Below are 12,419 nucleotides of genomic sequence, written 5' to 3' on the forward strand. Positions count from 1 at the left end.
ATGTGTCTTGGCATTCCCGGGCAGGTGGTTTCGATGCTGGAGGGCTACGGCGGTCAGCTGGCGCTGGTCGACGTCGTCGGCGAGCATCGCAAGGTCAACGTCGGCATGCTGCCCGAGGAAACATTCGCACCCGGCGACTGGGTGATCATTCACATGGGTTTCGTCGTGGAGAAGACGGACAAGGCCGGCGCCGACGCCGCCATGGCCGGCCTCGAGCTGATGGGCAGGGGTCAAGGCATCGAGGACCCGCCATGACCACGAGACGCCGGCTTCGCGTATGCGTGCGCGGCGTGGTGCAGGGCGTGGGTTTCCGGCCGTTCGTCTATGTGACCGCTTCTGAGCTCGGCTTGGCCGGCTGCGTGCGCAACGACACCTCCGGCGCGGTCATCGAGGTCGAGGGCGACGCGGACGACCTCGACGAATTCCTGCGTCGACTGCGCGAGCATCCGCCTCCGTTGGCCGTCGTCGAATCCATGGACACGCAACGCCTTCCGGTGGTCGGCGGAACCGGCTTCGTCGTTGCCGACACCACACGAACCGACGGCGGACGCACGCTGACCTCGCCGGACGTCGCGATGTGCGCGGCCTGCGCCGCTGAACAGCGCGACCCCGGTGACCGGCGCTACCGGCACGCGTTCGTCAACTGCACCAACTGCGGCCCGCGATTCACGATCATCGGCACACTGCCGTATGACCGCCAGTCCACGACGATGGCGCCCTTCCCGATGTGCGCCGACTGCGCGCGCGAATATCACGATCCCGCGGATCGGCGGTTCCATGCTCAGCCGATCTGCTGCCCGAACTGCGGTCCGACGCTGACATACCACGATCAAATCGGCCGCACGCCGGGCGGCGAGTCCGCACTGCGAACCGCACGACGGTTGTTGCGCGACGGTGGCATTCTCGCCGTCAAGGGCATCGGCGGCTACCACCTCGCGTGCGACGCCACCGATGAACGCGCCGTCACCGAGATGCGAGCGCGAAAGCGCCGCGGCGACAAGCCGTTCGCCGTGATGGCGGCCGACCTCGCGACTGCGCGCCGCATCGTCGAGATCGGCGACGCGTCGGCGCGGCTGCTCTCGGGGCCGCAACGCCCGATCGTGTTGATGCCACGCCTGTCCGGCGCCCCGGTCGCCGCTGCGGTGGCGCCGCACAACCCCGACCTGGGCGTCATGCTCGCCTACGCGCCCCTGCACGCGCTGCTGTTCGGACTGCCGGGCGACGAGTTGGGGCCACAACTGTTGGTGATGACGTCGGGGAACCTGGCGGGCGAGCCGATCTGCTATACCGACGACGCTGCGCTCGAACGCATTTCGCATCTCGCCGACGGCTGGCTGACGCATGACCGCGAAATCCTGGTGCCGTGCGACGACTCCGTGATGCGGGTGGCTTCCGTCGGCGGTACCGACAGTCGGAGCGAACCCCACGAGTTGCCGATTCGGCGCTCCCGTGGATACGCGCCGCTGCCGATTGCGTTGCCGGTGCCGGTACCGCCGACGCTCGCGGTCGGCGCCGACCTGAAGAACACCATGGCGGTCGCGGATGGCAGGTACGCCTGGCTGAGCCAACACATCGGTGACATGGACGATCTGGCAACGCTTTGCGCGTTCGACTCGGCGCAGCAGCACCTGCAGGAGCTGACGTCGGTCGCAGCGGAGGTGCTCGTCGCCGACGCGCACCCGGCGTACCGGTCCACTGCATGGGCGAACCGGAACGCCTCGGGGCGACCCGTGCGGACGGTGCAGCACCATCACGCACACATCGCGGCTGTGATGGCCGAGCACGGACTCGACGGATCCTGCCCAGTGCTCGGATTCGCCTTCGACGGCACGGGATATGGACCTGACGGTGCGGTGTGGGGCGGCGAGGTGCTGCTGGCCACCTACAAGGGTTTCCAACGGCTCGCTCAGCTGAAGTATGTTCCACTTGCGGGTGGCGACATCAGCGTTACGCGCCCCTACCGGATGGCGCTGGCGCATCTGTGGGCCGCGGGGATCCACTGGGCACCCGACCTCCCGCCGGTGTCGGCGTGCCCACCCGCAGAACGGGAAGCACTAGCCCACCAGCTCGAAACCGGCTTCGGCTGCGCTCCGACGTCGAGCATGGGCCGGTTGTTCGACGCGGTATCGGCCCTTGCCGGCGTTCGGCAGGTGGTCGACTACGAAGCGCAGGCGGCCATCGAGTTGGAGGGTCTGTCCCGCGGCGTCGACTGCGGGGTCGACACGTACGCGTTCGAGGTCCACCGCGACGACGCGACGACGATCATCGACCCCGCCCCGGTGCTCCGCGCGGTGGTCCGCGACCGCCGCACGGGCGTGGCCGGACCTGTGGTCGGGGCGAGATTCCACCGCGCGCTGGCCGATCTGATCGTGGATCTCGCCGACGCACACCGCGACGCATCACAGACGGCCGCGCTGTCCGGTGGTGTCTTCCAGAACCCGCTGCTTCTCGAACTGACACTGACCGGACTGCGGTCCAGAGGGATCGAGGCGATCACACATCGCAAGGTGCCGCCCAACGACGGCGGCATCGCATTGGGACAGCTGCTGGTGGGTAACTGCCTATGAACGCCTTGACGAGCGGCCAGATACTTTTCGGTCGGTATGCGTATCCGCCGAACGAGCTCGGTTACTGCGGTCCGACGGATGTCGGCGGCACATCCGGCCTCGCCTCGCATGCGCGCGAATTCGACGGCGCGTGGCCGTATCTGGCGGCGATCGCCGATGCCGTCGGCGCCTCGGATGCGCTCGACGAGGACGTCGTTGCCAGCTATTGGATCGGCGGCCCGGCGCTGTCCAAGGTCGCCCCGGCGGAGCTGCTCGGCCGGCTTCGCGCCGCGTTCAAGGGCCAAGTCACCGGTCTGCTCGATGCGGTCTCCCCCACCTCAGAAGTGCTGGCGCATCACAGCTTTCATGTCTTCGTCGTGTACCCCTGGGTACGGTTCCTGCGCCGTGACGCGCCGACCGCATTGCGCGTCATGCAGGACTGCCGCATCCGATGGGGAACGGTCGAATCGGTCGACGGCGAGCACGCAGTGCTGTCGTCGCGGCCGCTGCGACTCGACGACGGCAAGCTCACCCTGGGTCCACCGGAAACCGAGAGAGTCCGGTGGCGCAAGGGCGACCTGTCGCTCGCGCCCGCCCCGACGCCCGGTACGAGTGTCTCAGCCCACTGGGACTGGATATGCGGGACCCTCGTCGAAACCGAATGCGATTCATTGGCAGCGGCGACTCAGTCCACGCTCGATGTGGTCAATTCATCCGTAGAACAAGGAGTTCGGTCATGACGGCTACCGCAACACCGGGTGGTGCCTACGTCAATGCTGAATTGTCCGCCGACCTCGCAGCGGCCGCCCTGGACATGGCCCGCCGCTTCCATGACGGTGCCACGCTGTGGGTCGTCTCCCCGCAGTGGGCGCCGCACGCCCACCACGTCGCCGTCGAATTCGTCCACCCGGTCATCATGGGTAAACGCGCGCTGCCGTCGGTAGCGCTCGTCGAACCGGACCCGGTCGCGCAGGCGAGGGTCGCAAGCCGGCCGGGAGACCTGCTGATCGCCGTCGCGTCCGCGGACGAACCGGCGGTGATCGACGCGATGCGCCGCGCGCAGGCGTGGGGCGTCCTCACCCTGTGGATCGGCTCGGGCCCACGCCCTGCCGCGGGTGCGGCCAACCACATCCTCTGGATCGACTCCGACGATCCGATGGTGCCGGCCACCGGCACCTTCGTGCTGATGTACCACCTGCTGTGGGAGCTCACCCACGTCTGTTTCGAGCATCCCGGTCTGCTGACGGCGGCCGGCGAGCGCACCGACGTGTGCATCACGTGCAGTGACGAGGGTCGGATCGGTGAGGTGCTGCTCGAACCGGCCGACTCCGCGAGTTCGGCGTTGATCCGTACCGCCAACGGCGAGGAATGGGTTGACGTCACGATGCTCGGTGACGTCGCCGCCAACGATCTCGTGCTAGTGCACGCCGGCGCGGCGATCACGCGCATCGACGACATCGGTCAGGAGGTGAACCGATGACCCAGCCGGAAAGCACCGGCTTCCTGTACCCGTTCATCGAGTCCGAGGAGACCGACGCGACGAGCCTGCTCGACGACTTGGCCGCATCGGCGCGGGGCAAGGCAGCCGAAAGCGTACGCCTGCAGACGGAGTCGCTCGACGAGTACGGCGACGCGTTGGCAGCGGCCGGGTCTGAAATGGCCGAGCGGTTCCGCCGCGGCGGCCGGCTCTACACCTTCGGCAACGGCGGCAGCTCTACCGACGCGGCCACGCTGGCGTCGCTCTTCAGCCGGCCTGCGCGCGGGCGCCCGGTGGCGGCCTGGTCGTTGGCCGCCGACGAAGCGGTCGTCACCGCGTTGGGAAACGACGTCGGATTCGAGCTGATCTTCAAGCGCCAGATCATCGCCCACGCCCGCGACCACGACGTCGCGATCGCACTCTCCACGTCGGGCAACTCGGAAGACCTGATGACCGCGATCACCGAGGCGAACGAACGAGGACTGCTGACGATCGGGTTCTCCGGTCACGACGGTGGCCGGATGGCCGTTGCCGAAGATCTCGACTTCTGCTTCACCGTGCACAGCCAGAGCATTCACCGCATCCAGGAAAGCCACGCCATGCTCGGCTACCGACTCTGGTCGGTAGCGCAAGAACACATGGCCCGTCAACGCAACGGAGCCCGTGCACTATGACCAAAGCAATGTCGTCAGCCGAGCGCGAAGACCGTGTGCTGGAACGCATCGACAAGTTCCGGCAGCGACGGCCACGCCTGCTCGACGACGTGGTGACGCTCGCGCACGGGGCTGGCGGCAAGTCGTCGGCGGCACTCGTCGACGCGGTCTTCCTCGAGGCGTTCCGCAACGACGAACTCGAGCAACTCGGTGATGCGGCAGCGCTTCGAACCCCCTCGGGCGATCGACTGGCGTTCTCCACCGACTCGTATGTCGTTTCGCCGCGGCGCTTTCCGGGCGGATCCATCGGTCACGTCGCGGTGCACGGGACCATCAACGACCTCGCGGTGTCCGGTGCCCTTCCGCAGTGGCTGTCTGCCGCATTCGTGATCGAGGAAGGCTTCCCGATCGCTGAACTGCGCGAGATCGTCGCCGACATGAGCGAGGCGGCCGCGAAGGCGCGAGTGCAGATCGTCACCGGCGACACCAAGGTCGTCGGCAAGGGCGCCGCCGACGGCGTGTACATATCCACCGCCGGGGTCGGTGTCATCCCCGACGGCAGGCGGCTGTCTCGCGACCTCGTGCAAGCGGGCGACATGGTGGTGCTGTCCGGGACGATCGGTGAGCACGGCATGGCGGTGATGCTGGCCCGCGGCGATCTGGCTATCGACGCCGACATCGCTTCGGACACCGCGCCCGTGCATGAAATGGTGGAAGCCCTTCTGCAGGCGGCGCCGTCGACGCGATGGATGCGCGACGCGACGCGCGGCGGCGTCGGCACCGTGGCCAATGAACTCGTCAAGGACTCGCCGTTCGCGCTGATCCTCGACGAAGAGAGACTCCCGGTGCAGCCGCAGGTGCTCGGCGCATGCGACATGCTTGGCATCGACCCGTTATACGTGGCGAACGAGGGCAAATTCGTCGCCATCGTGCCTGCGGACGAGACGGCAGCGGCCATCGACGCGCTGCGGGCACATCCGCAAGGCGCCCACGCCGCGGTCGTCGGCGAGATTGTTCCCGGGCCACCCGGAATCGTCGCGCTACGAACATCTTTCGGAGGCAGCAGAATCGTCGACATGCTCGTCGGCGACCCGCTGCCGCGAATCTGCTGAGAGGAGATTGACGATGTGTCTGGGGATTCCCGGCCAGGTGGTCGACATCGTCGACGCCCAACAATCGCTGGCCAAGATCGACGTCAACGGCGTGCGCCGCAACATCAGCGTGCGATTGCTGGCCGACGACAACCTGCAGATCGGTGACTGGGTGTTGGTGCACGTCGGCTTCGCGATGGCCAAGATCGATGAACGCGAGGCGAAACTGACGCTCGACCAGGTGCAGAAGATGGGCGCCGACTACGCAAATGAAATCGAAGCATTCACTTCATCTGAAATTCGATGATGTCCGAGATCGCCTGAGAGGCATGTCATGAAGTTCGTCGACGAATTCCGCGACCCTGCGGCCGCACGCGCGTTGGTCAGATCGATCACCGAACTCTCCTCCGGCGACGACTTCAAGTTCATGGAGGTCTGCGGCGGCCACACCCACACCATCTACCGCCACGGCATCGAACACCTGCTGCCGGAGACGGTGGAACTGGTGCACGGCCCCGGCTGCCCGGTCTGCGTGATCCCGATGGGCCGCGTCGACGACGCGATGTGGCTCGCCGAACAACCGGGTGTCATCTTCACGACGTTCGGCGACATGATGCGCGTACCCGGGTCCAAGGGAAATCTGATCGAAGCCAAGGCATGCGGCGCGGACGTGCGGTTCGTGTATTCCCCGCTGGACGCGCTCAAGGTCGCCGTCGACAACCCCGACCGCCACGTCGTCTTCTTCGCAGTCGGTTTCGAGACAACGGCGCCGTCGACCGCGGTGACGCTTGTGCGCGCCCGCGCGCTCGGGGTGACGAACTTTTCCGTGTACTGCAACCACGTCACGATCGTGCCGCCGATCAAGGCCATCCTCGAGTCGCCCGACCTGCGGCTGTCGGGGTTCCTCGGGCCCGGCCACGTCTCGACCGTCGTGGGGTTGCGGCCCTACCGGTTCGTTCCCCACGTGTACCGAAAGCCGATGGTGGTCGCGGGATTCGAACCGCTGGACATCCTGGCTTCGGTGCACATGCTGCTGCAGCAAATCCGCGACGGACGCTGCGAGGTCGAGAACCAGTACACCCGCGTCGTGCGGCCGGATGGCAACACCCAGGCGCTGAAGCTGATGGCCGAGACATTCGAGTTGAGACCGCACTTCGAATGGCGCGGGCTGGGCTTCATCTCGCAGAGCGCTCTCAAGGTGCACCAGGACTACGCCGAGTTCGACGCCGAGGTCAAGTTCGAGATGCCCGGCGTCCGAGTGGCCGATCCCAAGGCGTGCCAATGCGGGGAGGTGCTCAAGGGCGTCATCAAGCCGTGGGAGTGCAAGGTTTTCGGCACCGCCTGTACGCCGGAGACGCCGATCGGGACCTGCATGGTCTCTCCCGAGGGCGCGTGCGCGGCCTATTACAACTTTGGCCGGTTGCACCGCGAAACCGCGCTCGTGCTCGGCCAGCGGGCCTAGACCACAAACAACGTCGCCGCATCCGATGTGGCGGGGGTGAGGAGGAAGAGTCATGACGAAGCCGGAAGAACGGGGATCGCGCGGCACCGGATCCGATGAACCGTCAGGCGGGCCGGCAGATCGGCCCTCCGGCACCTATGAGGGTGACGAGTCCGTTCCGTCGTATGACGACGGCGGCAAGCCCGACTTCGAGACGGGTTTCACGAACGAGCCACCGGGGGATGTCGAGTCTGAGCTGCCGCCCTACGAGGGGCGGCAAACGTCGGCGAAGGCGGACGCCACAGATGCGGGCGGCGCACGGACTGGTGGAGCGGTCAAGCCCGCCACCGATGCCGGCTACAAGGGCCCTACGCCCGGCGGCGGGTCGACCGCATCACCGGCCGAGGAACAGCCGGCGGCACAGATGCCGGAGTCCGACCGCGGCGATGACCGGGTGGGCCCGTCACACACCGCGGGAACCGGTCGCGCCGAGGACAAGCAGTAGCGATTTCACCACTGATCGCGCGGGACGTCGAAGTCCGAGCACAGCGCGCGCCAGACGTCCCGCGGGTCGACGCCGTCCTCGATGGCCCGCGCGGCGGTCCGCCCCCCGAGCCCGCTCAACACATGATCGACGAGCAGTGATGCGCCGCGCACCGGGCCGAACTGACCCTCGACGAGTTCATGGAATTCCGTCAACCGCACGAGCCCAAACCTACGCGGAAGACATCAACGCCTCATGGCACACCCGTACCGGATCTTCGACGTCGGCAACCGTCGCTCCGCCCCGCCGCGCAGCGTCCCGGTAGCCGGGTTCGGCGAGTACTTCGCGCACCGCCCGCGCCAGCGCGTCCCGGTCCAGAGGGCGCACCAGCCGCGCGCTGCCCTGCCGCACAACGCGATTCGCTATCTCCCATTGATCGCCGCCACCAGGCACCACCACCATCGGGACCCCGGCGAGCAGCGTCTTGGCGACCATGCCGTGTCCCCCGCCGCAGATCACCAGGTCGGCATGCGACAACAGTTCGTCCTGCCTGCCCAGCCCGATGACCGCCCAGGGCGGTACCGCGACGTCCGTGCCGCCGAGGCGCGACACCACCACCCGAGATCCCGGCGGCAACACCCGTCCCGGTGTCAGTGCCTCCAGCGCGACCTCTGCCAGGCCGCCGGCGCCGGTGGTGGCGGTGGACGGCGCGACGACCACCACCGGGCCGGTACCCGCCGGGACGTCCAGCGTCGTCGACGTCGGCTCGAAATGCAGGGGGCCCACCACCACGGCTTCGGCCGGCCAGTCGGGCCGTGGCACCTCAAGGGCGGGCAGGGTGGCGATCAGCCGTCGGCGGGGACCGGTATCGGTTGCCGGCAACCCGATCTCGGCCCGCGCCGCCGCGCGCTGGCGGATGCCTTCCCGCCAGGACCGGGCCGAAAGCGTACGCAGGACCGCGTCGCGCAGCCGGCCGCGGACACCCACCCCTGGTGCCAGCCCGCTGCCGATAGGTGGCAGTCCTTTCGACGGCCGGTACAGGGGATGCGGGTTCAACTCCACCCACGGCAACCCGAGAAGTTCGGCGCACAACCCGCCGGCCGTGGTGATGACGTCGGAGACCACCAGATCTAGCCCGATCTCGCGCAGTTGCGGCGCATTGAGCACCGCCATCCGGGCGCCGCGCCGGTGGATCTTCGCGCCCGCGTCAGCGTCGTCGTCGCTGTCCGTCGGGTCCAGCCCTAGCAGCTCGACGGCGGGCACCCCGGCATCGCGGGCGGTTTCCAACCACTCCACACCGGTGAGCAGCGTCGGTGAATCGCCGTTGGCCAGAAAGCGAAGGCACAGCGCGATCGCCGGAAAGGCGTGCCCCGGATCCGGTCCGGCAACAACCGCCACACGCATTGGGCTACCTTGCCACAGCGCATCAGCACTAGGCTGAGCCCATGACCGACCAGGCTTCCGGACTGAAAACCGACGTCGACAACATCCGGGCAGTGGAGACCTTCCTCTACGCCCTGCAGGACGAGGACTTCGCAACCGCCGAGGGCTTGCTCGCCGACAACGCCGAATGGCAGAACGTCGGGTTTCCGACCATCCGCGGGCGTCAACGCATCATCGGCATGATGAGACGGGCAGAGGGCAAATACGGCTTCGAAGTCAAGATCCACCGCGTCGCCGGGGAGGGCAACGCGGTGCTGACCGAGCGCACCGACGCACTGGTCTTCGGACCGGTCCGGTTGCAGTTCTGGGTGTGCGGGGTGTTCGAGGTCCACGCCGGCCGAATCACGTTGTGGCGCGACTACTTCGACATGTTCGACTTCGTCAAGGCGACGCTGCGGGGAATCGCCGCGACGGTGTTCCCGTCGCTGCGGCCCTCGATGTAACTCCGGCGGTTACGCGCCGCGGACGTGGCCGAGTTCGTCGAACGCCTGAGCCCAGCCGAGGAGGCGATCGGTGGCATTGGACAACTCGTCGCGGTAGCGCTGTTGCCACAGCGGCGAGGTGGACGTCGGTCCGGCGTTCGCCGCAGACACTAGTTGCGCTGCGGCGCCGACCATTTCGTTGTACTGCCGCGCGCCATGATCGAGTTGCGTGGTGAACGCCGCAATTGTGGCGGCCAGATGGGCGCGTGACTGCGGCGCCGACCGGATCGCCCGCTCCATCGACACCACTTCGTTCGCGGTCGCGGCCATGGTCACAGCGGTCTGATTGGCCGCGGCGGTCAACTCCCGAAGCTCGTCCGCGGGCAGCATCCGTCCGCGCTCCATCACACCCAGCAGTGAGAACAACCCGCGCTCAGAGGCCGCCAGTGCCGCCATCGGCTGGCGGGCGGCCGACCCCCACGGCGGAAGCCGGCGCGTGGTGCGGGATCGTGGCGGCGGCAGCGGCTCGCGTCGCAGCCAGCGGTACCGCAGGAACGCCAGCGTGGCCAGGAACGCCGCACCGACCGCGATCGGAGACGGGATGAGCAGCGCCCAGGCGGGCGTGTCCCACGCCGCGACCAATCCCGTCACGCCGATCCAGAACACGCAGGAAACCGTGAAGAACAGGGTGAGCCGCAGCGCCCAGCGCCGCTTGCGCAGCAACTTCGCGCGCGGATCCGCGGCGGCGTTCAGCTTGGCGGCCAACACGTCGGACCACTCGGCGGCGGTGTCCACACCCCGCTGAACCAGCGAGCGCCACGGCTCCGGTCGACTCGTTCGCGAACTCACTGGTTACCTCTACGAAGTCTTTGGCTATTGGGACAGCGGATTTTCCGGCGCCGCCTGCTGCGGATTGGCCGCCGGGGTAGCTGGCCGCGCCGCGGCATTGCCGCCGGCAGGCAACTGCTCGCCGCGCATCGAGGCGCGGATCTGCTCCAACCGCGAGTGGCCGGCCATCTGCACGCTCGCCTGCTGGACCTCCATCATCCGGCCCTGCACCGAGTTCTGCGCAAGCTCGGCCTCGCCCATCGCGTTGGCGTACCGGCGTTCGATCTTCTGCCGCACCTCGTCGAGGCTCGGCGTGCTGCCCGGCGCGGACAACTCGCTCATCGACCGCAGCGACGAGCTGACCTGCTCCTGCATCTTGGCCTGTTCGAGCTGGGACAGCAGCTTGGTGCGCTCGCCGATCTTCTGCTGCAGCATCATCGCGTTCTGCTCGACGGCCTTCTTGGCCTGGCCGGCCGCGTTGAGCGCCTGATCGTGCAGGGCCTTGAGATCCTCCACGCTCTGTTCGGCGGTCACCAGCTGCGCCGCGAACGCTTCGGCGGCGTTGTTGTACTCGGTTGCCTTGGCGGCATCGCCCGAGGCAACGGCCTGATCGGCCAGCGTCAGCGCTTGCCGGACGTTGACCTGCAGCTTCTCGATGTCCGCGAGCTGGCGGTTGAGCCGCATCTCCAGCTGGCGCTGGTTCCCGATCACCTGGGCGGCCTGCTGCGTCAACGCCTGATGCTGGCGCTGGGCTTCCTCGATGGCCTGCTGGATCTGCACTTTCGGGTCGGCGTACTCGTCGACCTTGGAGCTGAACAGCGCCATGAGGTACTTCCACGCCTTGACGAAAGGATTGGCCATGTCAGTTCACTCCGCCTTCGTGTCGTTGTCTCGGACTCGCCGGCCCGGCTTACCGTGCTGCCCAATCTATCGGGTCAGCGCGCATCGCCACACCCACTCGGTGTCGGACCAGGGGTCAGGCGACCGCCATCGACACGACCTGCGGGATGACCACCTTGGTGGTGGCGTCGATGTTGGCCGCGCCGGCGAACGCGGCACGCTCCACGCGCTCCATCTCCAGACCGGCGTCGGAGAGCACTCGTGACAGCGGGATGTCGAGAGCGCCGCAGATCGCGCTGAGCAGTTCGCTCGAGGCTTCCTTGCGCCCGCGTTCGACCTCGGAGAGGTAACCCAGGCTGACCCGCGCAGTATCGGACACCTCCCGCAGGGTGCGTCCCTGGTCGACGCGGGCCCGACGCAGCACGTCGCCGATCACCTCGCGAAGCAATGCCGTCATCGTGCTCTCCCTCCGGAGTCAGTGAATAAGCCTCGTAAAGGGCAACGCTGCACGCGGGGCGGTTGGTTCCCGAATGGCGCAGATCACTGTCGTGCCGGCGTCGTCACCGATCAGCGGGCCGACCCTTGGAATCCTTGATCGCGGAAACGACGTAGTCGACGCCGGTGACCACCGTCAGGACCAGCGCCGCCCACATGATCACCCAGGCCGAAGACAGCCACGCACCGGACAGTGGCAGCACGAAGAGGCCGATCGCCACCGCCTGCACCAAGGTCTTGAGCTTGCCGCCCCGGCTGGCGGGTATCACCCCGAACCGCAACACGGCGAACCGCAACACGGTGATGCCGATCTCCCGGATCAGAATCACCGCGGTGATCCACCACGGGAGGTCGCCCAGTATCGAAAGCCCGATCAGCGCCGCACCGATGAGGGCCTTGTCGGCGATCGGATCGGCCAGTGTGCCGAATTCGGTAACCATGCCGTAGCTGCGGGCCAGCGCCCCGTCGAACCGGTCGGTGATCACCGCGACGCTGAACACCACGAATGCCACTATGCGCCAGAATGTTTCATGACCATCACCGACGAAGATCACCACCAAAAAAACCGGGACCAACGCCATCCGCACGCCGGTGAGCACGTTCGCGATGTTCGCTACGCGGGCGCGCGGGACCAGCGGATCAGTATGAGGTGGGCCCGACACCGCAACAGAATATCGGTTGCTCGAACGGATACTCTCC

The 12,419-nt window shown here is 67.5% G+C and carries 16 protein-coding genes; 10 read left to right on the forward strand and 6 right to left on the reverse strand.

All coding sequences use genetic code 11. The features are described 5' to 3' along the window. From G6N18_RS06890 to G6N18_RS06930, 9 genes are read left to right on the forward strand one after another with little or no spacing between them, the layout of a single operon-like run. Positions 1–255: a HypC/HybG/HupF family hydrogenase formation chaperone gene (locus tag G6N18_RS06890; RefSeq protein ID WP_082999934.1), complete on the forward strand. Its 255-nt coding sequence runs from the start codon at positions 1–3 to the stop codon at positions 253–255. Beyond that, entirely contained in the window at positions 252–2,567 is a 2,316-nt protein-coding gene (hypF, locus tag G6N18_RS06895; protein ID WP_082999933.1) for a carbamoyltransferase HypF, read from the forward strand. Before G6N18_RS06890 ends, hypF begins: the two co-directional genes overlap by 4 nt. Beyond that, complete coding sequence (locus G6N18_RS06900) at positions 2,564–3,286, forward strand: DUF6390 family protein (RefSeq protein WP_082999932.1); 723 nt, start codon at positions 2,564–2,566, stop codon at positions 3,284–3,286. Before hypF ends, G6N18_RS06900 begins: the two co-directional genes overlap by 4 nt. Beyond that, positions 3,283–4,026 (forward strand): hydrogenase assembly protein HupF, encoded by a 744-nt coding sequence (locus tag G6N18_RS06905; RefSeq protein ID WP_082999931.1) that lies wholly within the window; start codon positions 3,283–3,285, stop codon positions 4,024–4,026. The genes G6N18_RS06900 and G6N18_RS06905 overlap by 4 nt, the downstream gene beginning before the upstream one ends. Continuing rightward, positions 4,023–4,697 carry a D-sedoheptulose-7-phosphate isomerase gene (locus tag G6N18_RS06910; RefSeq protein ID WP_082999930.1) on the forward strand — a complete coding sequence of 225 codons (675 nt, stop codon included), beginning with the start codon at positions 4,023–4,025 and terminating at the stop codon, positions 4,695–4,697. Before G6N18_RS06905 ends, G6N18_RS06910 begins: the two co-directional genes overlap by 4 nt. Then, complete coding sequence (hypE, locus tag G6N18_RS06915; protein WP_082999929.1) at positions 4,694–5,788, forward strand: hydrogenase expression/formation protein HypE; 1,095 nt, start codon at positions 4,694–4,696, stop codon at positions 5,786–5,788. The genes G6N18_RS06910 and hypE overlap by 4 nt, the downstream gene beginning before the upstream one ends. Positions 5,789–5,801: 13 nt before the next feature. Continuing rightward, positions 5,802–6,074 (forward strand): HypC/HybG/HupF family hydrogenase formation chaperone, encoded by a 273-nt coding sequence (locus tag G6N18_RS06920; RefSeq protein WP_082999928.1) that lies wholly within the window; start codon positions 5,802–5,804, stop codon positions 6,072–6,074. A 27-nt stretch (positions 6,075–6,101) separates the two neighbouring features. Then, positions 6,102–7,229 carry a hydrogenase formation protein HypD gene (gene hypD / locus G6N18_RS06925; RefSeq protein ID WP_082999927.1) on the forward strand — a complete coding sequence of 376 codons (1,128 nt, stop codon included), beginning with the start codon at positions 6,102–6,104 and terminating at the stop codon, positions 7,227–7,229. Positions 7,230–7,281: 52 nt separating this feature from the next. Beyond that, on the forward strand, positions 7,282–7,713 hold the full coding sequence (locus G6N18_RS06930; RefSeq protein ID WP_082999926.1) for a hypothetical protein: 432 nt from the start codon (positions 7,282–7,284) through the stop codon (positions 7,711–7,713). 5 nt (positions 7,714–7,718) lie between these two features. Here the strand turns inward: G6N18_RS06930 and G6N18_RS06935 are convergent, their stop codons facing one another. After that, positions 7,719–7,913 (reverse strand): DUF3046 domain-containing protein, encoded by a 195-nt coding sequence (locus G6N18_RS06935; RefSeq protein ID WP_082999925.1) that lies wholly within the window; start codon positions 7,911–7,913, stop codon positions 7,719–7,721. A 10-nt stretch (positions 7,914–7,923) separates the two neighbouring features. Continuing rightward, entirely contained in the window at positions 7,924–9,096 is a 1,173-nt protein-coding gene (locus G6N18_RS06940; RefSeq protein ID WP_067214836.1) for a glycosyltransferase, read from the reverse strand. A gap of 41 nt (positions 9,097–9,137) precedes the next feature. Here G6N18_RS06940 and G6N18_RS06945 point away from each other — a divergent pair, with 41 nt between their 5' ends. After that, a complete protein-coding gene (locus G6N18_RS06945; protein WP_067214831.1) occupies positions 9,138–9,578 on the forward strand; it encodes a limonene-1,2-epoxide hydrolase family protein in 441 nt (146 codons plus the stop codon). A gap of 9 nt (positions 9,579–9,587) precedes the next feature. Here G6N18_RS06945 and pspM read toward each other — a convergent pair whose 3' ends face one another. The 4 genes from pspM to pgsA all read right to left on the reverse strand — a co-directional run bounded on the left by pspM (position 9,588) and on the right by pgsA (position 12,382). Then, the gene (pspM, locus tag G6N18_RS06950) at positions 9,588–10,406 is read right to left on the reverse strand and encodes a phage shock envelope stress response protein PspM (RefSeq protein ID WP_082999924.1); all 819 of its coding nucleotides are present in this window, start codon (positions 10,404–10,406) and stop codon (positions 9,588–9,590) included. Between the two features lie 24 nt (positions 10,407–10,430). Continuing rightward, positions 10,431–11,246, reverse strand: a complete 816-nt coding sequence (gene pspA / locus G6N18_RS06955) for a phage shock protein PspA (RefSeq protein WP_082999923.1) — start codon at positions 11,244–11,246, stop codon at positions 10,431–10,433. Between the two features lie 115 nt (positions 11,247–11,361). Beyond that, the gene (clgR, locus tag G6N18_RS06960; RefSeq protein WP_067214819.1) at positions 11,362–11,682 is read right to left on the reverse strand and encodes a transcriptional regulator ClgR; all 321 of its coding nucleotides are present in this window, start codon (positions 11,680–11,682) and stop codon (positions 11,362–11,364) included. Positions 11,683–11,785: 103 nt separating this feature from the next. Next, positions 11,786–12,382 carry a CDP-diacylglycerol--glycerol-3-phosphate 3-phosphatidyltransferase gene (gene pgsA, locus G6N18_RS06965; protein WP_082999922.1) on the reverse strand — a complete coding sequence of 199 codons (597 nt, stop codon included), beginning with the start codon at positions 12,380–12,382 and terminating at the stop codon, positions 11,786–11,788. Positions 12,383–12,419 lie beyond the last annotated feature (37 nt).

Source organism: Mycolicibacterium celeriflavum (genome assembly GCF_010731795.1).
GTDB lineage: Bacteria > Actinomycetota > Actinomycetes > Mycobacteriales > Mycobacteriaceae > Mycobacterium > Mycobacterium celeriflavum.

Excerpts from the sequence above, each read along its gene's own strand:
- G6N18_RS06890 (WP_082999934.1), top strand. The coding sequence starts at position 1 with ATGTGTCTTGGCATTCCCGGGCAGGTGGTTTCGATGCTGGAGGGCTAC.
- hypF (WP_082999933.1), top strand. The coding sequence starts at position 252 with ATGACCACGAGACGCCGGCTTCGCGTATGCGTGCGCGGCGTGGTGCAG.
- G6N18_RS06900 (WP_082999932.1), top strand. The coding sequence starts at position 2,564 with ATGAACGCCTTGACGAGCGGCCAGATACTTTTCGGTCGGTATGCGTAT.
- G6N18_RS06905 (WP_082999931.1), top strand. The coding sequence starts at position 3,283 with ATGACGGCTACCGCAACACCGGGTGGTGCCTACGTCAATGCTGAATTG.
- G6N18_RS06910 (WP_082999930.1), top strand. The coding sequence starts at position 4,023 with ATGACCCAGCCGGAAAGCACCGGCTTCCTGTACCCGTTCATCGAGTCC.
- hypE (WP_082999929.1), top strand. The coding sequence starts at position 4,694 with ATGACCAAAGCAATGTCGTCAGCCGAGCGCGAAGACCGTGTGCTGGAA.
- G6N18_RS06920 (WP_082999928.1), top strand. The coding sequence starts at position 5,802 with ATGTGTCTGGGGATTCCCGGCCAGGTGGTCGACATCGTCGACGCCCAA.
- hypD (WP_082999927.1), top strand. The coding sequence starts at position 6,102 with ATGAAGTTCGTCGACGAATTCCGCGACCCTGCGGCCGCACGCGCGTTG.
- G6N18_RS06930 (WP_082999926.1), top strand. The coding sequence starts at position 7,282 with ATGACGAAGCCGGAAGAACGGGGATCGCGCGGCACCGGATCCGATGAA.
- G6N18_RS06940 (WP_067214836.1), bottom strand. The coding sequence starts at position 9,096 with ATGCGTGTGGCGGTTGTTGCCGGACCGGATCCGGGGCACGCCTTTCCG.
- G6N18_RS06945 (WP_067214831.1), top strand. The coding sequence starts at position 9,138 with ATGACCGACCAGGCTTCCGGACTGAAAACCGACGTCGACAACATCCGG.
- pspA (WP_082999923.1), bottom strand. The coding sequence starts at position 11,246 with ATGGCCAATCCTTTCGTCAAGGCGTGGAAGTACCTCATGGCGCTGTTC.
- clgR (WP_067214819.1), bottom strand. The coding sequence starts at position 11,682 with ATGACGGCATTGCTTCGCGAGGTGATCGGCGACGTGCTGCGTCGGGCC.